Annotated in this window: 23 protein-coding genes; 15 read left to right on the top strand and 8 right to left on the bottom strand. The window is 68.2% G+C overall.

Annotated features, from left to right (window positions below; all coding sequences use genetic code 11):
- Positions 1–9: 9 nt before the first annotated feature.
- Complete coding sequence (locus CQ040_RS09645; protein ID WP_258131454.1) at positions 10–666, bottom strand: GNAT family N-acetyltransferase; 657 nt, start codon at positions 664–666, stop codon at positions 10–12.
- 301 nt (positions 667–967) lie between these two features.
- Here CQ040_RS09645 and CQ040_RS09640 point away from each other — a divergent pair, with 301 nt between their 5' ends.
- From CQ040_RS09640 to CQ040_RS09625, 4 genes are read left to right on the top strand one after another with little or no spacing between them, the layout of a single operon-like run.
- The gene (locus CQ040_RS09640; protein WP_105527695.1) at positions 968–2,245 is read left to right on the top strand and encodes an NRAMP family divalent metal transporter; all 1,278 of its coding nucleotides are present in this window, start codon (positions 968–970) and stop codon (positions 2,243–2,245) included.
- Between the two features lie 4 nt (positions 2,246–2,249).
- Positions 2,250–3,017: a LamB/YcsF family protein gene (locus tag CQ040_RS09635; RefSeq protein WP_105527696.1), complete on the top strand. Its 768-nt coding sequence runs from the start codon at positions 2,250–2,252 to the stop codon at positions 3,015–3,017.
- Between the two features lie 22 nt (positions 3,018–3,039).
- Positions 3,040–4,644, top strand: coding sequence for an urea amidolyase family protein (locus CQ040_RS09630; protein WP_105527697.1), 1,605 nt, complete (start codon positions 3,040–3,042; stop codon positions 4,642–4,644).
- Positions 4,641–6,380, top strand: a complete 1,740-nt coding sequence (locus CQ040_RS09625) for a biotin carboxylase N-terminal domain-containing protein (RefSeq protein WP_105527698.1) — start codon at positions 4,641–4,643, stop codon at positions 6,378–6,380. The genes CQ040_RS09630 and CQ040_RS09625 overlap by 4 nt, the downstream gene beginning before the upstream one ends.
- Before the next feature lie 77 nt (positions 6,381–6,457).
- Here the strand turns inward: CQ040_RS09625 and CQ040_RS09620 are convergent, their stop codons facing one another.
- A complete protein-coding gene (locus CQ040_RS09620) occupies positions 6,458–7,813 on the bottom strand; it encodes a uracil-xanthine permease family protein (RefSeq protein WP_105527699.1) in 1,356 nt (451 codons plus the stop codon).
- A 112-nt stretch (positions 7,814–7,925) separates the two neighbouring features.
- Here CQ040_RS09620 and CQ040_RS20675 point away from each other — a divergent pair, with 112 nt between their 5' ends.
- Both CQ040_RS20675 and CQ040_RS09610 read left to right on the top strand, forming a co-directional pair.
- Positions 7,926–8,189 (top strand): type II toxin-antitoxin system VapB family antitoxin, encoded by a 264-nt coding sequence (locus CQ040_RS20675; RefSeq protein ID WP_105527739.1) that lies wholly within the window; start codon positions 7,926–7,928, stop codon positions 8,187–8,189.
- Positions 8,186–8,581 (top strand): type II toxin-antitoxin system VapC family toxin, encoded by a 396-nt coding sequence (locus CQ040_RS09610; RefSeq protein ID WP_105527700.1) that lies wholly within the window; start codon positions 8,186–8,188, stop codon positions 8,579–8,581. Before CQ040_RS20675 ends, CQ040_RS09610 begins: the two co-directional genes overlap by 4 nt.
- A gap of 4 nt (positions 8,582–8,585) precedes the next feature.
- Here the strand turns inward: CQ040_RS09610 and CQ040_RS09605 are convergent, their stop codons facing one another.
- The gene (locus tag CQ040_RS09605) at positions 8,586–9,464 is read right to left on the bottom strand and encodes a phosphoribosylaminoimidazolesuccinocarboxamide synthase (RefSeq protein WP_105527701.1); all 879 of its coding nucleotides are present in this window, start codon (positions 9,462–9,464) and stop codon (positions 8,586–8,588) included.
- A 99-nt stretch (positions 9,465–9,563) separates the two neighbouring features.
- On the opposite strand from CQ040_RS09605, the gene CQ040_RS09600 reads away from it, so the two are divergent.
- From CQ040_RS09600 to CQ040_RS09575, 6 genes are all read left to right on the top strand, one after another.
- A complete protein-coding gene (locus tag CQ040_RS09600; protein WP_105527702.1) occupies positions 9,564–10,112 on the top strand; it encodes a GNAT family N-acetyltransferase in 549 nt (182 codons plus the stop codon).
- Between the two features lie 88 nt (positions 10,113–10,200).
- Positions 10,201–10,827 (top strand): PadR family transcriptional regulator, encoded by a 627-nt coding sequence (locus CQ040_RS09595; RefSeq protein ID WP_105527703.1) that lies wholly within the window; start codon positions 10,201–10,203, stop codon positions 10,825–10,827.
- A complete protein-coding gene (locus CQ040_RS09590) occupies positions 10,824–12,395 on the top strand; it encodes an MFS transporter (RefSeq protein ID WP_105527704.1) in 1,572 nt (523 codons plus the stop codon). Before CQ040_RS09595 ends, CQ040_RS09590 begins: the two co-directional genes overlap by 4 nt.
- 68 nt (positions 12,396–12,463) lie before the next feature.
- The gene (locus tag CQ040_RS09585; protein WP_105527705.1) at positions 12,464–13,018 is read left to right on the top strand and encodes a GNAT family N-acetyltransferase; all 555 of its coding nucleotides are present in this window, start codon (positions 12,464–12,466) and stop codon (positions 13,016–13,018) included.
- Positions 13,019–13,072: 54 nt separating this feature from the next.
- Entirely contained in the window at positions 13,073–14,551 is a 1,479-nt protein-coding gene (locus CQ040_RS09580; RefSeq protein WP_105527706.1) for an amino acid ABC transporter substrate-binding protein/permease, read from the top strand.
- Positions 14,548–15,276 carry an amino acid ABC transporter ATP-binding protein gene (locus CQ040_RS09575; protein ID WP_105527707.1) on the top strand — a complete coding sequence of 243 codons (729 nt, stop codon included), beginning with the start codon at positions 14,548–14,550 and terminating at the stop codon, positions 15,274–15,276. The genes CQ040_RS09580 and CQ040_RS09575 overlap by 4 nt, the downstream gene beginning before the upstream one ends.
- Positions 15,277–15,402: 126 nt before the next feature.
- On the opposite strand, the gene CQ040_RS09570 is transcribed toward CQ040_RS09575, so the two are convergent.
- The 4 genes from CQ040_RS09570 to CQ040_RS09555 all read right to left on the bottom strand — a co-directional run bounded on the left by CQ040_RS09570 (position 15,403) and on the right by CQ040_RS09555 (position 19,572).
- A complete protein-coding gene (locus CQ040_RS09570; protein WP_105527708.1) occupies positions 15,403–16,713 on the bottom strand; it encodes an MFS transporter in 1,311 nt (436 codons plus the stop codon).
- Positions 16,710–17,189 carry a helix-turn-helix domain-containing protein gene (locus tag CQ040_RS09565; protein WP_105527709.1) on the bottom strand — a complete coding sequence of 160 codons (480 nt, stop codon included), beginning with the start codon at positions 17,187–17,189 and terminating at the stop codon, positions 16,710–16,712. Before CQ040_RS09565 ends, CQ040_RS09570 begins: the two co-directional genes overlap by 4 nt.
- A gap of 359 nt (positions 17,190–17,548) precedes the next feature.
- On the bottom strand, positions 17,549–18,826 hold the full coding sequence (gene purD / locus CQ040_RS09560; RefSeq protein ID WP_105527710.1) for a phosphoribosylamine--glycine ligase: 1,278 nt from the start codon (positions 18,824–18,826) through the stop codon (positions 17,549–17,551).
- 71 nt (positions 18,827–18,897) lie between these two features.
- On the bottom strand, positions 18,898–19,572 hold the full coding sequence (locus CQ040_RS09555) for a CoA pyrophosphatase (RefSeq protein ID WP_105527711.1): 675 nt from the start codon (positions 19,570–19,572) through the stop codon (positions 18,898–18,900).
- Between the two features lie 49 nt (positions 19,573–19,621).
- Here CQ040_RS09555 and CQ040_RS09550 point away from each other — a divergent pair, with 49 nt between their 5' ends.
- On the top strand, positions 19,622–19,990 hold the full coding sequence (locus CQ040_RS09550) for a sterol carrier family protein (RefSeq protein ID WP_105527712.1): 369 nt from the start codon (positions 19,622–19,624) through the stop codon (positions 19,988–19,990).
- Positions 19,991–20,066: 76 nt separating this feature from the next.
- Here CQ040_RS09550 and CQ040_RS09545 read toward each other — a convergent pair whose 3' ends face one another.
- Positions 20,067–20,885 (bottom strand): BtpA/SgcQ family protein, encoded by an 819-nt coding sequence (locus CQ040_RS09545; protein ID WP_105527713.1) that lies wholly within the window; start codon positions 20,883–20,885, stop codon positions 20,067–20,069.
- Between the two features lie 125 nt (positions 20,886–21,010).
- Here CQ040_RS09545 and CQ040_RS09540 point away from each other — a divergent pair, with 125 nt between their 5' ends.
- On the top strand, positions 21,011–21,784 hold the full coding sequence (locus tag CQ040_RS09540) for a DeoR/GlpR family DNA-binding transcription regulator (protein WP_028503122.1): 774 nt from the start codon (positions 21,011–21,013) through the stop codon (positions 21,782–21,784).
- Positions 21,785–21,956: 172 nt separating this feature from the next.
- On the top strand, positions 21,957–22,991 hold the full coding sequence (locus CQ040_RS09535) for an autoinducer 2 ABC transporter substrate-binding protein (protein ID WP_105527714.1): 1,035 nt from the start codon (positions 21,957–21,959) through the stop codon (positions 22,989–22,991).
- Positions 22,992–22,999: the final 8 nt, after the last annotated feature.

Raw genomic sequence — 22,999 nt, 5'->3', positions numbered from 1 at the left:
GACACCCGCTCAGGCTCCCAGCCCGTCACCCGCACTTCTGTCAAGCACACCCGAGTTCGATGCAGCAAGCGGCCTGGTCATTTGAAAGTTTGTCATCGGCACACCGGCCGTCATGGGGTGTTGCTCGGCCTCCACGATGAAGCCGTGACGTTCGAAGAAGGGGCGCGCTGTGAGACTGACGTCCGCCGAGAGCGCGATGGCACCAGTGGCCCGCGCCTCGGCTTCTAGCAGCGCGAGCAGCGCAGAGGCCAGACCGCGACGAGCATGACGCGGCGACACGAACATCATGTCGATGTACCCCGTCGGGCTCACATCGGAGAATCCTGCGATCGCATCATCCACGACGCAGACGTAGCTGTTGCGGCCCTTCATCGCACGGTCCCAGTCGCTCTCGTTGCGTTGTGCCGGACGCGCCCATGCGGCGATCTGTTCGGTCGAGTAATCAGCTGCTGCGGTCACCGTCACCGCATCAATGAACACCGCCAGGGTCGCGCGTGCGTCCTCGCTCCGGTACGGACGAATCTCGACATCGGGGTTCTCGTTCACTCGACCATCTTCGCAGGACGCATCCACGCTCGCTCCGGCCAACCGATCCGTGACCAGTGTCAACTGCGCCGCCGTCGCATTCGACGGCATCATCGCCAGGACCACGTAATTGTCAGACACGCCCTAGTCGGGACTTCGGATTGGCCGATTCGACGGCCTGTGGACATGGGCGGTTGCGGAACCATGGACTGGTCCTCTTCTCGCTCGTGACTGCTAGCCGGCGGCACATCCTCAAGCCCGACACGAAAACGGAACTCGCGCTGGCAGGACGCGACCTCCACTTCTGCGGTCGAGCTTGGGTGAACATATGAAGGCAATCGCGTTGTAGCACGGCCGTAACATGATTGTTGAACAATCGGGTTCTACCCGTTCTACACTGGGGGTCACCCGACACCCACCAACGACGATGGGAATCCCCCGCATGTCTGAGCAGTCCACCGCCTCCCTCTCTCCGGAAGACGAAGCCCGCCTCTCGTCCGCCAAGAAGCGCGCAGGCCGCAGTGCCGTCATCGGCGCGATCTTCCTCATGGCCACCAGTGCCATCGGCCCCGGCTTCATCACCCAGACCGCCACGTTCACGGCGACGATGGGGGCGGCCTTCGCGTTCGCGATCCTCATCTCGATCCTCGTCGACATCGCCGTGCAGCTGAACGTCTGGCGCATGATCACCTCGTCCGGCAAGCGTGCGGGCGAACTCGCCAACAGCGCGATCCCCTACTCGGGTCACCTGATCGCCGTGCTCGTCGTGATCGGCGGGCTGGCATTCAACATCGGCAACATCGCCGGTGGTGGGCTCGGACTGAACGCTCTGCTCGGCATCGACCCCAAGCTCGGCGGCATCGTCACCGCGGCCCTCGCGATCATCATCTTCCTCGTGAAGAAGGCGGGCCCCGTGATGGACATCGTGCTGGTCGTGCTCGGCATCGCCATGATCGTGATGACCGTGATCGTGGCCGTCATCGCGCAGCCGCCGATCGGTGAGGCCCTGCGACAGACCTTCCTGCCGGACGAGCTGAACTTCGCCACCATCACCACGATCGTCGGCGGAACCGTCGGTGGATACATCACCTACTCCGGCGCCCACCGCTACCTCGACTCCGGCCACACGGGCCCCGAGCACGCCGGCCCCGTGATGCGTGCGGCGACCAACGGCATCCTCGTCACCGGTGTCATGCGCTACGTGCTGTTCCTCGCGATCCTCGGCGTAGTGGCCTCCGGCGTGACGCTCGACCTCTCCGGTCAGGGCGCGAACCCGGCCGGCCAGGCCTTCGGCGCGGTGCTCGGTGACGCAGGTCTCCGCATCTTCGGCGCGATCTTCTGGGCTGCGGCGATCAGCTCGGTCATCGGTGCGGCGTACACCTCGGCGACCTTCCTCTCCACCTTCACCAAGAAGCTCAAGGGCGGATGGCCGCTGCAGCTCGCGACCGTCGCCTTCATCGTGGTGTCGCTGATCGTCTACCTCTCGATCGGTACCGCACCGGCTGCGATCCTCGTGTTCGTCGGTGGCTTCAACGGTCTGATCCTGCCGATCGGACTCACCGTCTTCATGTACATCGGCTGGTTCCGCCGCGACCTGCTCGGCACCAAGAAGTACCCGATGTGGCTGCTCGTCGCCGGTACGCTCGTGACGCTGCTCACCTGGTACATGGGGATCGTCTCGGTGGGTCCCATCTTCGCCTTCCTCGGAATCGGAGCGTGATCGCATGACGTCGATCGACCTGAACTCGGACCTCGGCGAGAACGTCCCGGGCCGCATCGTCAGCGACGACGCGAGCATGCTGCGCCTCGTCACCAGTGCGAACGTGTCGTGCGGGTTCCACGCCGGCAGTCCCGAGGGCATCCGCGAGACGCTCGCAGCCGCGGTGCAGGGCGGCGTCGTGATCGGCGCGCACCCCGGCTACCGTGACTACGAGAACTTCGGGCGCACCAAGGTCGACATCGACTCGGCCACCCTGCAGGCCCACGTCGAGTACCAGCTCGGGGCGCTCATCGGGCTCGCCGCCGCGGTCGGCGGACGGGTCTCTTATGTCAAGCCGCACGGGGCGCTGTACAACACGATCGCGCGCGACGAACGGCAGTCGAAAGACGTCGTGGCGGCGATCCGCGCGATCGACCCGAGCCTGGTGCTGCTGGGGCTCTCCGGCGGCGTCGTGCTCGATGTCGCCGAGCGCGCCGGTCTCGCCGTCGCCGCCGAGGCGTTCGCGGATCGCGCGTATCAGCCCGACGGGCAGCTGGTGTCGCGCACCGAGGAGGGGGCCGTGCTGCACGACCCGGCCGCGGTCGCCGAGCGCATGGTGCGCCTCGCCTCCGACGGCGTGATCCGTGCGATCGACGGCACCGATGTGCCCGTGGTCGCACAGTCGATCTGTGTGCACGGCGACAGCCCCGGCTCGGTGGCGATGGCGGCTGCGACCAAGCGGATGCTGCAGGAAGCAGGCATCACGATCGCGCCGTTCGCGGGTTCGCGATGACGGATGCGGAGCGCCTGGTCTGATGCGCATCCTCACGGCATCCGATCATGCTCTCCTCGTCGAGGCGGCCGACCTCGATGAGGCGATGCGCCTGAACCTCGCGTGGGAGGGAGTGCCCGGCATCGTCGAGCGCATCCCCGGTGCGCGCACGGTGCTGGTGCGCTTCGATCCGCTTCGGGTTTCCGCCGCCGAGCTCGCGATCGCGCTCGCCGCGACCGAGATCGACACCGCGCACCTGCCGGGCACCGGCGAGGTCACGGTGCCTGTGCGGTACGACGGCGAAGACCTCGCCGAGGCGGCATCCCTGCTGGGTGTGTCGCCGGAGGAGCTCGTGAACCGGCACCTCGCCGCGGACTGGCGGGTCGCGTTCTCCGGGTTCGCCCCCGGCTTCGGATACGTGGTGAGCAGCGACCCCCTGTTCGACGTGCCCCGCCGGTCGTCGCCGCGTACCCGAGTGCCTGCCGGATCCGTCGCGCTCGCCGGACAGTTCACCGGGGTGTACCCGCGCGAGAGTCCTGGTGGATGGCAGCTCATCGGGCGCACGGATGCCGTGATGTGGGACATCGACCGCGACCCGCCCGCACTGCTCTCCCCGGGCACGACGGTGCGGTTCGAGCAGGTGCGCGAGGCGGCTCGGCTAGACGCTGCTGGGTCGGACCGAAACCGAGACGTTGCGGCACACGCTCGGCGCGTCGAGGAGCAACCCGCCGCAGCTGACGCGGATGGCCGGGGTTTCGGCGCGGATGCCGCCGTAGAGGTCGTCCGTCCGTCGCTGCAGCTGCTGGTGCAGGATGCCGGGCGCCCGGGTTATGCGGCGCTCGGGGTCTCGGCATCCGGGGCGGCAGACCGTCGAGCGATGCACGACGCGAACCGTGCGGTGGGCAATGCATCCGAAGCCGCCGTGCTCGAGAGCGTCGGGGGAGCCGTGCTGCGGTTCCGCGGTTCCGGCGTGGCCGCCGTCACGGGGGCCTTCGGCTCGCTCACGCTGCAGGAGGCCGACGGCGCACAGCGACCCGTCGCACACGGTGAGCCCTTCGCCACGGTCGACGGCGACGAGCTCACCCTCGGCCACCCCGAGCGTGGGCTGCGCTACGTCATCGCCGTTCGCGGCGGACTGGATGCGGCCCCCGCGCTCGGAAGCCGTGCTGCCGACACCCTCGCCGGACTCGGCCCGGTGGCTCTCACAGCCGGCGTCGTGCTCCCGGTCGGTGACGCCGGTCGGCATGCTGTCGAGCCGGCCGTCGTGCCGCGCGAGCTTCCCGCTCCCGGAGAGCTCGTCGACCTCGAGATCACCCTCGGCCCGCGCGACGACTGGTTCACGGCCGCGGCCCTCGCGACCCTCACCGGCCAGGAGTGGACCGTCACGCCGCGCTCCGATCGCGTCGGCATCCGACTCCAGGGCGAGGTGCCGCTGGAGCGCGCGCTCGGAGGCGAACTGCCGAGCGAGGGAGCCGTCACCGGTGCGATCCAGGTGCCGCCCGACGGGCAGCCGGTCCTGTTCCTTCCAGACCATCCGCTCACCGGCGGATACCCCATCATCGGTGCACTCACCGACCGCAGCCTCGACCTCGCCGGTCAACTGGCTCCGGGCGTGCGCCTTCGTTTCACCGTCAAGGAGTCCTCATGACCACCGTGTCGACCGTGCCGACCACGCAGAGGGTCCTGATCGCGAATCGCGGGGAGATCGCGGTGCGTGTCATCCGCGCCTGCACCGAAGCCGGATACACGTCCGTCGCGGTCTACGCGGATCAGGATGCCGACGCCCTGCACGTGCGTCTGGCCGACGAGGCCGTGGGCCTCGGCGGCACCACCGCGGCTGACACCTACCTCTCCGTCGATGCGCTGCTCGCCGCCGCGCGGCAGTCGGGTGCGACAGCAGTGCATCCCGGATACGGATTCCTGTCGGAGAGTGCGTCGTTCGCACGGGCCGTGGAGGATGCGGGGCTGGTCTGGATCGGACCGACGCCGGCGAGCATCGACGCGCTCGGCGACAAGATGACAGCACGCCGTATCGCTCAGCAGGTCGGGGCGCCGCTCGCCGCCGGCACCGACGAGCCGCTGTCAGGGCCCGAAGAGGCCGTGGCGTTCGCGGAGGAGCACGGACTCCCCATCGCGATCAAGGCGGCCTTCGGCGGTGGCGGACGCGGGCTCAAGGTCGTTCGGGAACTGTCCGAGGTCGCTGAGGCCTTCGGCGCTGCGACCCGTGAGGCGATCGCGGCGTTCGGTCGTGGGGAGTGCTTCGTGGAGCGTTTCCTCGAGAGCCCGCGGCACATCGAGGTGCAGGTGCTCGGCGACGGGCTCGGGGGCATCGTGGTGGTCGGCGATCGCGACTGTTCGATGCAGCGCCGCAATCAGAAGCTCATCGAGGAGGCACCCGCGCCAGGGCTCTCCGCCGAGCAGCGCACGAGGTTCCACGATGCGGCACGGTCGATCTGCGCCGAGGTGGAGTACCGCGGGGCGGGCACCGTGGAATTCCTGCTCGCGGCCGACGGCACCATCTCGTTTCTGGAGGTCAACACACGGCTTCAGGTGGAGCATCCGGTCACCGAAGAGGTCACCGGCGTCGACCTGGTGCGCGAGCAGTTCCGCATCGCATTCGGTGAGGGCATCTCTATCGTCGATACTCCTGTGCCTGTGGGCCACGCGTTCGAGTTCCGGATCAATGCCGAAGACCCCGGTCGCGGCTTCCTGCCCAGCCCTGGTCGCGTGGAGAGGCTGCGGATCCCCGGCGGTCCCGGCGTGCGCTGGGACAGCGGCATCGAAGAGGGTGACGTCGTGCAGTCGGCGTTCGACTCGATGATCGCCAAGCTGATCGTGCACGCCGAATCCCGTGACGCGGCCATCGTGCGCGCGCGGCGGGCGCTGCGCGAGCTCGCGGTGGAGGGCCCGGCGACGGTCATCCCGTTCGACCTGATGGCCCTCGACGAGGAGGCTTTCGCCACGGCGACCTTTGCGGTGCATACGCAGTGGATCGAGAGCGCCCTGCTGTCGAAGCTGGAGTCGCAGGCGCGGCCGGCAGCCGTGCCGGATGCCGCGCTGCAGCGCTTCCCCGTCGAGATCGACGGACGCCGTGTCCTGCTCGGCCTCCCCGCCGCTCTGCTGGCAGGGCTCGGTCGGCCGGCGGACGCCGCGACGGCAGCACCCACGACCGATCCGACCGAATTGCGCTCGCCGGTGCCGGGCACGCTCGTGCGCTGGCTCGTCGACGACGGTGCCGACGTCGCGGAGGGTGACGCGGTCGCAGTGCTCGATGCGATGAAGATGGAGACGACCGTGACGGCGCATCGCTCAGGCATCCTGTCGCAGCGTGCAGAGCTCTCCGCATCGGTCGCTGCCGACGCCGTGCTCGCGGTCATCGACTGAGCCTCTACCGCGCGAAACGCAAGGATCCCGGATGCCTCACGCGAGGCATCCGGGATCTTCGTGTTCGTGGGGGCGACCTACGCGGGGTCGCCGCCGAGCGGACCGACCGCCTCGAGAGGCTTGGGGTCGTCGGCGCCGGTCTTGCGTGCGCGCGCGATGAGGTTACCCAGGTGGTAGATCAGCAGTGCCGCGACCGTGCCGAGCACGATGCCACCGAAGGCGAAGTCGCCGAGCTGCATGGAGAACCCGGCGATGCCGATCACGAGCGAGACGGCGGCCGTGTACTGGTTCACCGGGCGCGAGAAGTCGACGCGACTGTCGACCCAGATCTTGATGCCGATGATGCCGATGAGGCCGTACAGCGCGGTGGTGGCTCCGCCGAGGACACCGGCAGGGATCGAGTTGAACACCTCGCCGACCTTCGGCGAGAACGCGAGCAGGATCGCGAACAGACCTGCGACCCAGTACACGGCCGTCGAGTAGACGCGGGTCGCGGCCATGACGCCGATGTTCTCGCCGTACGTCGTGGTTCCCGAGCCGCCGAAGCCACCGGCGATGGTCGTGGCGACACCGTCGGCGATCAGCGCACGGCCGGTGTGCTTGTTGATCGAAGGGTCTTCGGTCATGCTGGCGACGCCGCGTACGTGGCCGACGTTCTCGGCGACGAGAACCAGGACGACCGGCAGGAACATGGCGATGGTCGACCAGGTGCCCGGCTCGACGAAGTCGGGGAGGTGGAACTCCGGCAGCCCGATCCACGGAGCGTCGGAGATGAGCTCGGCGGGTGTCTTGCCGCCGCGCAGGGCGTTGGGAACGTCGAAGGATCCCGTGAACGCCGCGTAGATGAAACCGACCGCGACACCGAGGAAGATCGAGATGCGGCCCAGGAACCCCCGGAACAGCACCGCGAACAGGATGATCGCGACCAGCGTGATGGTGGCGGTGACCGGGTCGATCTGGAAGTTGTTCCAGGCGGTGGGTGCGAGGTTGAAGCCGATCAGCGCGACGATCGCACCGGCGACCACCGGGGGCATCAGGGCATCGACCCAGCGGAGTCCGGCGAACTGCACGACCAGACCGACGATCGTGAGCAGGACGCCGACGGCGACCACCCCGGCCAATGCCGAGCCCATGTTGCCAGCGGCGACGGCTGCCGTGATCGGTGCGATGAACGCGAACGAGGAACCGAGGTAGCTGGGCAGCCGGTTCTTCGTGATGAGGAGGAACAGGATCGTTCCGACACCGCTGAACAGGAGCGTCGTCGAGACGGGGAAGCCCGTCAGCGTCGGCACGAGGAATGTCGCACCGAACATGGCGACGACGTGCTGCGCACCGATCGCGATGGTCGCTGGCCAGTTCAGACGTTCTTCGGGGGCGACGACGGCACCGGGCTCGACCGTGCGGCCGTTTCCGTGCAGCTTCCACAGGGCCATGCGGGCTCCTCAAGGTTCGGGGGATGTCGGGAGTGCTCGAGCAAGACTACCGATTCCTGAGTTTTCCCTGAGCGCTTTCTACCATGGTAGACGCGACGGTAGAATGGTAGACATGAGCCTGAACATCAAGAACGAGACGACGCACGAGCTGGTGCGTCAGCTCGCGGCGCTCACCGGGCAGAGTCAGACGAGTGCGGTGGAGGATGCGGTGCGGCGGAGGCTGGCCGAGCTGGAGCAGCAGCGCTCGGATGACGAGCTGGAGCGTCGTCGCCGAATACGGGCGATAATCCGGCGGGCGCAGCAGATCCCCTCCACCGGGCGCACGACCGAAGAGATCATGGACGAGCTCTACGACGAGACAGGGATGCCTCGGTGATCGTCGACTCCTCGGCCCTCGTGGCTGTCTTGATGGCGGAGCCCGAAGCTGCGGAGATCGGACGACTGCTGGAGGCGGGGCCGTTCTCCCTATCCGCGGCCACGCTCACGGAGTGCATGATCGTGCTCCGCGCTAAGGGAGGCGAGGAGAAGACGCTCGCGCTGGACGAGCTTCTGGAGGCGACGGGGGCGACCGTCGTTCCGCTTGACGAGGATCAGGCGCGCCTGGCGACCAGAGCCTACGTGCGCTACGGGCGCGGCTCCGGGAGTCGCGCCCGCCTGAACTACGGCGACTGCTTCTCCTATGCGCTCGCGGTCAGTCGCGACGAGCCGTTGCTCTTCAAGGGTGACGACTTCATCCACACCGACGTGCGTCGCGTCGAACCTGCCTGACGGTTCAGGCGCCGAGGCGGTCGATCAGCTCGCGGTAGCGGTCGGCCGTGCGTGCGACGACGTCGTCGGGGAGTGCGGGCGGCTCGCCCTGCTTGTCCCAGTTCGCGGCCATCCAGTCGCGCACGATCTGCTTGTCGAAGCTCGCCATCCGTGCGCTCGGGGTGGTGCCGGTGCGCCAGGCCTCGGCGTCCCAGTACCTCGAGGAGTCACTCGTGAGCACCTCATCGGCCAGGCGCAGGGTGCCGTCGGCGTCCGTCCCGAACTCGAACTTGGTGTCGGCGAGGATCAGGCCCTTCTCCTCGGCGATCGCTGCGGCGCGGGCGTAGATCGCGAGGGAGGCGTCGCGCAGCTCGGCCGCGCGCTCGGCGCCGACCAGTTCGACGGTGCGCTCGAACGTGATGTTCTCGTCATGCTCGCCCATCGGCGCCTTGTAGGCCGGGGTGAACAGCGGCTCGGGCAGTCGGTCGCCGTTGTTCAGGCCGTCGGGCAGCGGGATGCCGCACACCGTGCCGCTCTCCTGGTACTCGGCCCATCCGGAGCCGGTGATGTATCCGCGCACGACGCACTCGATCGGCAGCATCTCGAGCGACTGCGCGAGCATGGCGTGATCGGCGACGGCATCCGGCAGCTCGCCCTCGGCGATGTGGTTGGGGAAATCGGAGAGCTGCGCGAACCACCAGCGGCTCAGTCGCGTCAGCAAGGCGCCCTTGTCGGTGATGCCGGGGGAGAGCACGGTGTCGAAGGCGCTCACGCGGTCGGAGGCCACGACGAGGATGCGGGTATCGGCCGGATCCGCCGAGGCGTACAGGTCGCGGACCTTGCCCGAGTAGATGTGCCGCCAGCCGGGAATGCTCTGTGCCGTGCCTTCTGAAGGAGTGCTCACCCGCCCATTATCCCGGTTCCGTCCGCGCCCGCCCGCCGAGAAGTCATCGGGCGGAAGCGTCGGGGGTGAGGCGTCGGTGGGGCGACCTAGCCTGGGGGCATGACCGTCGACACCCTCACGCCGCGCCTTCGGCTGTCGCGTCCGACCGCCGAAGACCTCCAGACGCTGTTCGCGATCTCGGCCGACCCGCGGGTGTGGACCCACTACCCGACGCTGCGGCACGTCGCCCCGGAGGAGACCGCGACGATGATGGCGCGCTGGGAAGAGGGGTGGGAGGTCGCGGGGCTCGGACCCTGGTCGGTTCGCCTGCGAAGGTCGGGGGAGCTGATCGGCTACGGCGGATGCTCCCTGTTCGGCGGCGAGGTCTGGAACCTGGGATATCGGTTGTCGGCCGACCACCACGGCAACGGCTACGCCACCGAGCTCTCGTTCGCCGCGGTCGAGGCGGTGCGGGCCCTCGACCCTGATCGTCCCGTGATCGCCTTCCTCGTCGAGCACAACCGTGCCTCGGCGCGCGTCGCCGAGAAGGTCGGGCTCGAACTCGTCTACCGGGCACCTGATGCGGGCAACCCCGACCCGTCTGTCTGGCGTCTCGTGTACGCCGACCGTCCGCTCACGCAGGCGCAACTCGCGGCGGTGTCGCTGTAGTAGGGGCACGCTTCCGGCCAGCGCGAAATCCGGCTGTTCGGCACCCCGAAAAGGGCGTATAGTCCACATGGACTATTTGAGGTGGGACATGAAGAAAGATGCCGTCGACCGGCTCACCCCGATGGGGGTGATGGTGCTCGCGCTGCTGCGCGAGGGCGACATGCACCCCTATGAGATGGTCCGTCTCATGCGGTCCCGACACGATGACCGGCTGCTCACGATCACCAACGGCACGCTCTATCACACGGTGTCGCGCCTGCACCGAGCCGGATTGATCGATGAGCTCGGCATCGACCGGGAGGGCAACCGTCCCGAGCGCACGACCTACGCCGTGACGGAGGCCGGACGCGAAGCGGTGGTGACGTGGGTGCAGCGCGAGCTGCCCCGCATCGATCGCCCGGCCGACTTCCGCATCGCGCTCGCCGAGGCGCACAACCTCGAGCGTCCTGAGGTCGTAGACCTCCTTCGCGCGAGGCGGATCGCTCTCCTCGACGATCACGTCAGGCACAGCGACGGCCTGCTGAAGGCCAGGGCGAAGGGCGTGCCCGAGCAGGTGCTCGTCGAGATCGAGCGTCAGGAAGCGCTGCTGGATGCCGAGATCCGGTGGCTCGATTCCCTCCTCGATCGCCTCGAGACCGAAGTCCTGCCGTGGGGGCCCACGGCATTCCAGTACTCAGACCGCTACCGCGCTCAGCGAAAGGCCGCACAGCAATGACCGATCCCACCCGCGACGGAGACCGTCCACCGGTGTCTGCTCCCTCCACATCCGGTCCGTCGACCGGCACCTACTCCGTGGGGCACAAGCCCACGAGCCCCTGGCCCGCCCTCTGGGCGCTGGTCATCGGCTTCTTCATGATCCTCGTCGACACCACGATCGTCTCGGTCGCGAACCCGGCGATCAAGGCCGCGCTCGACCCGAACACGAACAACCTCGACAACGTCGTGTGGGTCACGAGCGCCTACCTGCTCGCCTACGCGGTGCCGCTGCTGATCACCGGACGCCTCGGTGACCGCTTCGGCCCGAAGAACATCTACCTGATCGGACTCGCGGTCTTCACCCTCGCCTCGCTGTGGTGCGGACTGTCGACCACGCTCGAGGGACTGATCGTCGCTCGCGCCGTGCAGGGTCTCGGTGCGGCGTTCATGACTCCGCAGACCATGGCCGTGATCACCCGCACGTTCCCGCCGGAGCGCCGTGGCGCAGCGATGGGCCTCTGGGGTGCGACCGCCGGTGTCGCCACCCTCGTCGGCCCGCTCGTGGGCGGTCTGCTCGTCGACGGCTTCGGCTGGGAGTGGATCTTCTTCGTCAACATCCCGGTCGGCATCGTCGCGTTCGTGCTCGCGTGGCGTCTGGTCCCGAAGCTCGCGACGCACCCGCACCGGTTCGACATCGTGGGTGTGGTGCTGAGCGCCGTGGCCCTCTTTCTCATCGTGTTCGGACTCCAGGAGGGTGAGAAGTACGACTGGGGCGTCATCTGGGGTCCCATCTCGGTGTGGGGCCTGATCATCGTCGGTCTCGTGGTGCTGGGGCTGTTCATCCTGCAACAGGCCAAGACCCGCAGCGAGCCGCTGGTGCCTCTCGAGCTGTTCCGCGACCGCAACTTCTCGGGAGCGAACGTCGCGATCGCAGCCGTCGGCTTCACCGTGACGAGCATGTCGTTGCCGATGATGTTCTTCCTGCAGACCGCGCGCGGGCTCACCCCCACACAGGCGGCACTGCTGATGATCCCGATGGCCGTGCTCTCGGGTGTGCTCGCTCCCGGCGCCGGGAAGCTGCTCGATCGCATCGACCCGCGCCTCATCCTCATCCCCGGTCTGCTCTGCGTCGCCGGCGCGCTCGTCTGGTACTCGGCCCTGATCAACATGGAGACCGAGATCTGGATGTTCCTGCTGCCCTCTGCGCTGATGGGTATCGGCAACGCGGGCATGTGGGGGCCGCTCGCCACCACGGCGACGCGCAAGCTCCCGCCGCGTCAGGCAGGTGCGGGCGCCGGCATCTACAACACCACAAGGACCATCGGATCGGTGATCGGCTCGGCATCCATCGCCGCGTTCATGCAGTCTCGCCTCGAAGCGAACCTCCCGGGGCTGGCCGATGCGCCGGCCGGCATCACGACGGGTGGGACGCTGCCGCCGCAGGTGGCCGATGGATTCGCAACCGGCATGGCGCAGTCGATCCTGCTTCCGGCCTGCGTGATGGTGATCGCCCTCATCGCCTCGTTGTTCCTCGGTCGCTACGACAAGACCGATGCGGCCGCTCCGGTGGCCGCGCGTCCCGAGTAGTCGGGTTCAGGGAGGGTGCCGTATCCGGCGGTTTGCGGATGCGGCACCTTTTCTGATGTCATCGGGCGATGACGATCGCACTCTCTCGACCGAGCATCGACCTCTTCGACTCATGGGCCGCCGCAGTGGCCGAGTTCGAGGGCGGACACGTCGACGGCGGCGGTATCGAGAAGGGCTTCGTTCCCGACCGCGCCGCGTTCGAGGCGATCATCGAGAAGGCGGCTCTGTATGCCACTCCCGGCGCCGTGCTGCCGGAGGGCCATGTGCCCTGTGACTACTTCTGGATCACCCAGGGCGACCAGATGGTCGGCTTCATCTCCTTCCGCCGCGAACTCAACGACCACCTCCGTCGGTTCGGCGGCCACATCGGCTACTCCGTGATCCCGTCGCGTCGCCGCGAGGGGATCGTCCGGGAGGCTCTGCGCCTCGTGCTGCGTCTCGCCAAGACGGAGGGCTACGACCGCGTCATGCTGACCTGCGACGACGACAACGTCGGCTCCATCCGCACGATCGAAGGCGCCGGCGGAGAGCTCGAAGACGTGATCGATGCGCCGGAAGCCGGGCAGCCCCTCGTGCGTCGGTACTGGATCAGTATTTCGGGTGCTGGTCCTGCCGCGAGCTAGGGTAGTTCCTCGGCGGTCGTCCGGTCGCTGCTGTCGACTCGAGGAGCACACGTCGTGATCCGAAATCCATCCGCCGCGGCGGGCCGCCTGCGCCGATCGCTGCGCACTGCCGGCGCGGCCGCGCTCGTCGCCTTCGTCGCCGTGGGTGCGCTCCTGGCCGGAGCCGCCCCCGCCACCGCCGCGAACGACGGCGAGAAGTACGTCATCGGCACCGACACGACGTTCGCGCCGTTCGAGTTCACCGACAAGGACGGCAACCTCGTCGGCATCGACATGGACCTGCTCCGTGCGATCGCGAAAGACCAGGGTTTCGAGGTGGAGATCCGCCAACTCGGATTCGACGCCGCCGTGCAGGCACTGCAGTCGAACCAGGTCGACGCGGTCATGGCCGGCATGTCGATCACCGAAGAGCGCGAGAAGACCTTCGACTTCAGCGAGCCGTACTTCACCAGCGGCATCCAGCTCGGCGTGCTCGAGGCCAGCGACATCAAGTCCCTCGACGACCTCGACGGCAAGGCTGTCGCAGTGAAGACCGGTACGCAGGGGCAGACCTTCGCCGACGAGAACAAGGCCGAGTACGGCTTCAAGGTCACCCCGTACCAGGACACGACCGACATGGTCGATGCCGTGAAGGCCGGCCAGGCGGTCGGCTACTTCGAGGACTTCCCGGTGCTGGCCTACGGCATCCAGCAGGGCTCAGGCTTCCGTCTCATCGGCGAACCGGAGCTCGGCGGAGAGTACGGTTTCGCGGTCAACAAGGGGCAGAACCCCGAGCTGGTCGAGATGTTCAACGCCGGGCTCGCGAACCTGAAGGCGTCGGGGGAGTACGACAAGATCGTCGACACCTACCTCTCCGGTGGTGAGGAATCGACGCAGCCGACCGACATCTTCTCGGTCGCGGTGCAGTACTGGCCCGCCCTCATGGAGGGTCTGTGGCTCACCATCCTCGCGACGATCGTCGCGATCGTGGCCGCGTTCATCCTGGGGCTCATCTTCGGCTTCGGCCGGGTGTCGAAGTTCGCACCGTTCCGCTGGATCGCCACCGCGTACGTCTACGTCTTCCGCGGCACCCCGATCCTCATCCAGGCGTTCTTCGTGTTCTTCGCGATCCCGCAGCTGTTCCCGGGCCTCACGTTCAACCCGTTCGTCGCCGGAGCGATCACGCTCTCGCTCAACACGGGCGCGTACATGACCGAGATCATCCGCGGCGGCATCCAGGCGGTCGATCCAGGGCAGGCCGAGGCATCGCGCTCGCTGGGCCTCGGGCACTGGAAGACGATGCAGAAGGTCGTGCTGCCGCAGGCGTTCCGCATCATGCTGCCCTCGTTCGTCAACCAGGGCATCATCACCCTCAAGGACACGTCGCTGATCAGCGTCATCGGTCTCGCGGAGCTGACCTTCGTGTCTCGCCAGATCATCGCCTCGACGTACCTGTCGGCGCAGGTGCTGACGATCGTCGCCATCATCTACTTCGTCGTGATCACGCTGCTGACGCTGCTCGCGAACCGCCTGGAGAGGAAGTTCAACGCATGAGCAAGATCGTGGTGCAGGACCTGCACAAGTCGTTCGGCGACAACGAGGTGCTCAAGGGCATCGACCTGGCTGTGGAAGACGGCGAGGTCGTGGCGGTCATCGGTCCTTCGGGCTCGGGTAAATCCACTCTGCTCCGCTGCCTCAACAAGCTCGAGGAGCCCACCTCGGGGCATGTCATCATCGACGGCGTCGACCTGACGGACAAGAGCGTGAAGCTCGATGAGGTGCGCCAGCGCATCGGCATGGTGTTCCAGCACTTCAACCTGTTCCCGCACATGACCGTGCTCGAGAACATCACGCTCGCGCCGGTCGAGTGCGGCAAGATGTCGAAGGCCGAGGCGCGTGAGCGGGCGCTGTCGCTGTTGGAGCGCGTGGGCCTCTCCGAGAAGGCCGACGCGAAGCCGGCATCGCTCTCCGGAGGACAGAAGCAGCGTGTGGCGATCGCCCGTGCGCTCGCGATGGACCCCGAGATCATGCTGTTCGACGAGGCCACGAGCGCGCTCGACCCCGAGATGGTCGGCGAGGTGCTGCAGGTCATCCGCGACCTGGCCTCGGGTGGCATGACCATGGTGCTGGTGACGCATGAGATGGGCTTCGCCCGCGAGGTCTCCGGTCGCACCGTCTTCATGGACGGCGGTGTCGTGGTCGAGGAGGCTCCGCCCGCCGAGCTGTTCGGCGCCCCCAAGAACGACCGCCTGAAGGACTTCCTCTCGAAGGTGCTCTGACGGTAGCTTCCCGTGCGCTTCGCGGCGCCGAGTGCACGGGTACTCGCCGAGTGCACGGGTAGTTCGCGTGAATAAGCCGTGCACTCGACGGCATCCGGTGCACTCGGCGAGAGGTCTCGAGCCCGACTACTCGCGAACGGGTGCGGGGTGGCGGCGGATGGTGGCGCTGACCAGGGCGGCGACTGCGCAGAGGCCAGCGGCAGCGAACCACGCGAACGTGTACTGGCCGGTGTGGTCACGCACGAGCCCGGCGAGGATCGAGGCGATGCCCGCGCCGATCTGGTGCGCTGCGAACACCCAGCCGAACACGAGCGGGCCCTTGTCGCCGAAGACCTCGCGACACAGGGCGATCGTCGGCGGAACGGTCGCGACCCAGTCGAGCCCGTAGATCACGATGAACACGATGATGCTCGGCTGCACCTCGGCCGAGAGCAGGCTCGGCAGGAACAGCAGGCTCACGCCGCGCAGCGCGTAGTAGGCGGCGAGCAGGATGCGCGGGTTCACGCGGTCGGTCAGCCAGCCTGAGAACACGGTGCCGACGATGTCGAAGATGCCGACGACCGCGAGGAGCCCGGCGGCCGTGGTGGTCGCCATCCCGTGGTCGTGCGCGCTCGGGATGAAGTGCGTGCCGATGAGTCCGTTGGTCGTCGCACCGCAGATCGCGAATCCGATCGCCAGCGCCCAGAACGTCTTCGTGCGCGCGGCCTCTCGCAGCGTGGTCAGCGCGAGCTTCGCAGCTCCCCAGGCCGTGCCACGAGGAACGGGTGTCGGAGCCACGGTGGGCGCGGTCTCCCCGTAGCGGGCGACGCCGAGGTCGCTCGGACGGTTGCGGAGGAAGATCCAGACCAGGGGCATGACTGCGAGCGCCCCGCCGGCGATGATGAGCGATGCTCCGCGCCATCCGACGTCTTCGGCCGCTGCCGCGATCACCGGGAGGAAGATGAGCTGCCCGGTGGCGCTGCCGGCCGTGAGCACGCCCGAGACGAGTCCGCGCCTCGTGGCGAACCACGTATCGGTGATGGTTGCGGCGAAGACCAGCGCCATCGATCCGGTTCCGAGTCCGATCAGGACACCCCAGGTCAGGATGAGCTGGCCGGGAGTCGCGACGAACACGCTCAGCGCCGCACCCGCCCCGATCACGAAGAGGGCGACCACCGTCACCGCGCGGATGCCGAAGCGCTGCATCAAGGCCGCGGCGAACGGGGCGATGAGTCCGTAGAGGAGGAGGTTGATCGAGACCGCGAGGGACAGCTCGGCCGTGCTCCAGCCGAACTCCTCTTCGAGCGGCACCATGAGCACGCCGGGGGCCGCGCGGAAGCCGGCCGCACCGATGAGGGCGATGAGGGCGACGAGGGCCACCGTCCACGCGGGGTGGAAGCGGCGCTGTCGCGCGCCCAGCGGTTCCTCGATCGGACCGTCGAGCGACTCGGCAGTCATGCCGTGTGCCCGGCGATGAGGGCGAAGGGCTCCCCGCCCATGCTGCGTCGTGCCCAACGGGTGCTGTCGGCATCGAGCGGTGCCGCACAGGTCGCGCACCAGTCGGCCGACTCCGAGACCTCGCCGCACCGGCCGCAGCTCACCGTCAGACCCCAGGGTCCCTCGGGGGCGGTGATGCGCGCGAAGCGAGCGAAAGCATGCAGGATCGGAAGGGTCTCACGCCCGGCCTCCGTCAACCGGTACCCGCTGCGGGCCTCGTCGGAGTCTTCGCGCTCGACGAGATCGGCCTCGGTCATCGCGGTCAACCGCCGGGACAGCACCGAGTCGGCGGCACCGGTGGCATCGCGCAGCTGGTCGAAGCGGGTGCGGCCGGAGAAGAGCTCACGCAGGATGAGCAGCACCCAGGGGTCGGCCAGCACGTCGGCGGAGCGGGCGATCGGGCAGGTCGCGGACGACCAGTCGGAGCGAAGCGGCATCCGCCCACTTTCTTGAAGAAAGCTGTCGATGTCAATCGCGAACCCGCACGTTGGCAGGATTCCTCTCCGCATTCGACGGTTTTCGCGCGCCGGCGGCCGGTGTGGATGGTCGCACCGCTGTCGTGTGCACGGGATCTCGCCGAGTGGACGGGGTGTGCACGTCGAGAAGCCGTGCACTCGCCGAGAAGCCGTGCACTCGCGGAGAAGCCGTGCACCCGGGAGAAGCGTGCACCCGGGAGAAGCGTGCACCCGGGAGAAGCGTGCACCCGGGAGAAGCGTGCACCCGGGCGAAGCGTGCACCCGGGCGAGCGTGCACTCGACGTGCCTGGGCGACGTGCCTGGGCGGAGGGAGAGCGGGGCTACTCGGCGACGCGGGCGGCGATGTCGGTGCGGTAGTGCGAGCCGTCGAGGCGGATGTGGGCGATCGCCTCGTACGCGCGGTCACGCGCGGTGCGGAAGTCGGATGCCACAGCCACCACGTTGAGCACGCGGCCTCCCGTCGCGATGAGTGATCCGCCGGGTGCGTCGGGGCTCGCGGTCGCGGCGTGCACTATGCGGACGCCCTCGACGGCTGCGGCTTCCGCGAGACCCTCGATGGGACGCCCGGTCTGCGGCGCCTCGGGGTAGCCCCCACTGGCCAGCACGACCGTGATCGCGACGTCATCGCTGAACACGGGCTCCGGCTGGTCCTCGAGGGTGCCCGACGCCGCGGCGAACAGCAGCTCCGAGAGCGGGGTGACCAGCCGCGGCAGCACGATCTGCGTCTCGGGGTCGCCGAAGCGGGCGTTGAACTCGATCACGCGCACACCTGCCGGGGTCAGGATCAGGCCGGCGTAGAGCAGTCCGATGAACGGTGTGCCCTCGGCGTCGAGCTGCCGCACCACGGGAAGCGCCACGTCGCGGGTGACCTCTTCGACGAAGGCCTGTTCGCTGCCGAACTGCTCGGCGAGCCACGGCAGCGGCGAGTACGCGCCCATGCCACCTGTGTTGGGTCCGGCGTCGCCGTCGAGCGCGCGCTTGAAGTCCTGCGCGGGGCTGAGCGCGCGCACGGTGTCACCGTCGCTCAGGAAGAACAGGGAGACCTCGGGGCCGGAGAGGAACTCCTCGATCAGCACGGGGCCCGCGGGAAGATACTGCTCGGCGTGCGCGAGCGCTTCGGCACGGTCGGACGTGACGATGACGCCCTTGCCCGCGGCCAGGCCGTCGGCCTTGACGACGTAGGGGGCGCCGAGTTCGTCGAACGCGCGCTCGACGTCGGCGGTCGTGGCGGCACGGACGGCGCGGCCGGTCGGCACGCCGGCGGCATCCATGACCCGCTTCGCGAACGACTTCGAGCCCTCCAGCTGCGCTGCAGCCTTCCCGGGTCCGAACACGGGGATGCCACGCACGCGCAGGGCATCGGCGACTCCGGCGACGAGCGGGGCCTCCGGGCCGACGACGACCAGGTCGATCGCATGCTCATGGGCGAACGCGGTGACCGCACCGCCGTCGAGGGGATCGACCGAGACGGGGGTCGCGTCCTGCGCGATACCGGCATTGCCGGGAGCGACGAAGATCTCGTGCTCCGTATGCTCGGCCCGCAGGGCGAGGATGATCGCGTGCTCACGGGCACCGGAACCGAGGACGAGAATCTTCACCCTTCCAGACTACCGAGGGTGACGCTCCGGATTTCGGCGGGGCTCAGAGGTCGGGGCTCAGATGGCGCGGCTCAGAGGTCGACGGTCCGCTCCACGGAGGCATCCCACGGCACGGTCCAGCCGGCGGCGTCGAAGAGAGCATCGAGAACCATCGCGGTGAAGCCCCAGACGATGGTGCCGTCGACGTCGAAAGCCGGGCCGCGGAACGTGTGCCCCATGCGGGTGATGGTCGAGGTGAACCGGGTCTCGGGGTCGAGCAGTTGTGCGACGGGAACGCGGAACACCTCGACCGTCTCGGCGTGGTCGACCGCCACGACCCGCGACGGCGACTGCCACCACGCCAGTACCGGGGTGACCAGATGATTGCTCGCGGCGAGGGGGATCACGGGCAGCGTGGCCAGGATCTCGACACCGCCCGGATCGAGCCCGGTCTCCTCTTCGGCCTCGCGCAGCGCCGTGGCGACGAGGTCGGCATCGTCCGCCTCGACGCGGCCGCCGGGGAACGACACCTGGCCGGGGTGAGAGGAGAGAGTGGGCGCTCGCCGTTGCAGCAGCACGTCGAGATCACGGGCGACGGCGGCATCGGTCGTCGGGGCGGGGATGCGGTCGAGCACGCCGAACAGGATGAGCACCGCGGCATCGTGGGCGCTCTGCGGATCGGCGAGCGGGGGGATCCGCACGCCCCAGGAGTGATCGGCCGCGGCCGCGAGCAGCTCGGCGCGGGCGCCCTGGGGATGCATGCTCATGCGTCCGAGCTTAGGACTCGCCGTGCGGTCGCGGTCGTAGTCTGGAGCAATGGTCAGGAAGATCGACATCGTCGCCGGACGGACGGCTCTTGACGCGGTTCGCGTTGCCGAGTCCGCCGACGCGAAGCCGCAGCGCACCGACCTCGCGACCGCTGTGCGCTACCTCCTGCAGCTGCTCGACGAGAAGGCACCCGGCAACAGTGTCGAGGTGCGAGTGCCGCCGTTCGGGGCCGTGCAGGTCATCCAAGGACCGCGCCACACCCGAGGCACCCCGCCCAACGTGGTCGAGATGGATGCCGCGACCTGGATCGCCGTCTCCACAGGGACGGAGCGGTGGGCGGATGCCGCGGCATCCGGCCGTATCCACGCCTCCGGCACCCGCGCCGATCTCAGCGACGTCCTGCCGGTACGACCGTAACGGTGCCGGAGACGCACAGGGCCGCCCCGCGATCACGAGGATCGGGAGCGGCGCTGGATGTTGCGGGGGCTGCGGGTCAGACGAGCTGCGACCGGAACGCCTTGGCGGCGCCCATGAGCTCTTCGACCCTCGCGCGGTCGGCGCGATTCTCGAACTTGCCGTCCTGCTTGAAGTACGTGCCGACGACGGCGCCGTCGGCGACCGAGAGCTGGTCGGCGACGTTCGATGCGCGGACTCCGGTGTTGACGAACACCGGGACGTCTCCGGCGTTCTCCTTCACGATGGCGAGCGACTGCGTGTCGGTGGGAGCTCCGGCGGTGAGTCCGGAGACGCAGAGGGCGTCGGGGTTGGTCGCGAACACCGTGGTGCGGGCGATGGAGCCGAGGTCGCGCTCCGCGAGGTAGGCGGCCGACTCGGGGACGATGTTGAACAGCAGCTTCACGTTCCCGGCCCCGACGCGGTGGCGGTGGCGGGCGACCTCGCCGACGTTGGTGTTCCACAGCCCGAAGTCGCTGGCGTAGACGCCGGTGAAGATCTCGCGGACGAAGGCGGCATCGGTGGCGGTGGCGAGGTCGATCGAAGCCCGTCCGTCCCACAGCACGTTCACGCCGAAGGGGACTGCGAGATCGCGCTGCAGCTCGCCGAGGATGCGGGCCATCGTGATCGCGGTGATCGGCTCGGTCTTCGTGAGGTAGGGGAGGCTGAACTCGTTCGAGATCATCACGGCGTCGACGCCGCCGCTCTGCAGAGCGTCGAGTTCGCCGCGGGCGCGGTTCACGATCGCGGCGACTCCGCCGGCGGTGTCGTAACCGGGGTCGCCGGGGAGCGGGGCCAGGTGCAGCATCGCCACGATCGGCTTCTGCGTGCCGAACACCTCGGGGAGCCAGTTGGGCATGTCTTTCCTCGTTTCTTCGGAATGGATCACAAGCTCTGTGAAAGATTCACGTTGAGCAAAGCACAAGTTACTCATTCACACAAGCTTCTCGCCTAGGGTGGGATCTGCCACACGAGGAGGTAGGGATGGAAGCCCACGAGCGCCGCGCGCTGATCGAACAGCGGGTTCTCTCTGACGGGGAGGCCGAATTCAAGGCCCTCGCCCTGGAGTTCGACGTCTCCGAGATGACCATCCGACGCGACCTCGAACTCCTCGAGGAGCGCGGCAGCGTGCGCCGGGTGACCGGCGGTGTGATCGCCGCGCACGGGACGGCGGTGGAGCCGGGATTCAACTCCCGGGCGCTGATGGGCGCACGCGAGAAGATCAACATCGCCGCGGCGGCCGTCGCCCACCTCAACCACGGCGAGACCGTCGTGCTCGACAGTGGCAGCACCGCGCTCGCCGTGGCCCGCGCGATCGTCGGCAAGGGCCTCGGGCTCACGGTCGTGACGCCCAGCATCCTCGTCGCGCTCGAGCTCCACGACGAGCCCAACACCACGATCCTCGTCACGGGTGGGCGGGTGCGTCCCGGCGAGCTCAGCCTGGTCGGCGCCGAGTCGATCGAGGCGTTCAAGCGCTACAACTGCGATGTCTACGTCATGGGCGTCTCCGGCGTCGACGGCAAGCGCGGTCTCTCCGACTACAGCAATGAAGAGGGCGCGGTGAAGCGCGCCGCGATCGATGCGTGCGACCGGGTCATCGTCGTCGCCGATGCGTCGAAGCTCGGCCGTGTGCACCTGACGAATGTCGCCGGCCCCGGCGAGATCGACCTGCTGGTGACCGATGGCGCGGTGGATCACCCCGCGCTCGTCGGTCTGCGGGCGGCCGGCGTGCAGATCGAAGCCGTCGCAGCGCTCTAGGAGCCCGCGCTCCACGCCCGACCCGTTGCGCAACGGTTGCGCAACGGGTGTGAGATTTCGCATTGACAAGCGACGGTTTGACGTTTTACTGTTCCACAGCGATGAGATTTCTTCCCATTCCTCCCTGGGGGTGGTGGAAACTAACACTGGCTCACACACGAAGGAGTGGAACATGCGTAAGACGAAGTTGCTTGCAGGTGTCGGATTCGGTGCGGTGGCGATGCTGGCCCTGGCCGGTTGCGGTCAGGTCGGCGGATCCACGGGCGGTGGCGAGACCGGCGGAAGTGCCGAAGACGGCGCGATGGTCACCGTGGTCAAGATCTCGGGTGTCGGCTGGTTCGACCGTATGGAGGTCGGCGTCAAGGAGTTCGCCGAGGAGACCGGGATCGACGCCCGCCAGGAGGGCGCGGACGACGCGAGCCCCGAGAAGCAGATCCAGATCATCCAGGACCTGATCGCGCAGTCGCCCGCCGCGATCACGGTCGTCCCCAACTCGCCCGAGGCGCTGGAGTCCGTGCTCAAGCAGGCCAGGGACCAGGGGATCATCGTCGTCGCCCACGAGGCCGCGGGCATCAAGAACGCCGACATCGACATCGAGGCCTTCGACAACCGGGCCTACGGCGCGAAGATCATGGACAACCTCGCCGAGTGCATGGGCGATTCGGGACAGTACGTCTCGTTCGTCGGTGGCCTCACGGCCAAGACCCACATGGACTGGGTCGGCGGCGCCTACGACCAGCAGCAGGCCGAGTACCCCGACCTGACCCGCGTCGAGGAGCCGGTCGAGAGCAAGGAAGACGAGAACGTCGCCTACCAGCGGGCGAAGGAGCTGCTCGCGAAGTACCCCGACATCAAGGGCTTCCAGGGTTCGGCCGGCACAGATGTCGCCGGTATCGCCCGCGCCGTGCAGGAAGCGGGCCTGGAGGACCAGGTGTGCGTGATGGGCACCAGCATCCCCTCGGTGGCGAAGAAGTACATCGTCGACGGCTCGATCGACAAGATCTTCTTCTGGGACCCCGCGATGGCCGGCAAGGCGCAGCTCAAGATCGCGCAGCTGCTCGTCGACGGCGAGAAGATCACCGACGGCACCGACCTCGGCATCGAGGGCTACAACTCCCTGAAGAAGCTCGACGGCTTCGACAACGTCTACGTGGGTGACGCCGCCGTCATCGTCGACAAGGACAACGTCGACGACTACGACTTCTGATCCCGACG

Origin of the sequence: Microbacterium sp. MYb54 (genome assembly GCF_002979515.1) — a bacterium.
GTDB lineage: Bacteria > Actinomycetota > Actinomycetes > Actinomycetales > Microbacteriaceae > Microbacterium.
This window is presented reverse-complemented; position numbering and strand designations above follow the sequence as displayed.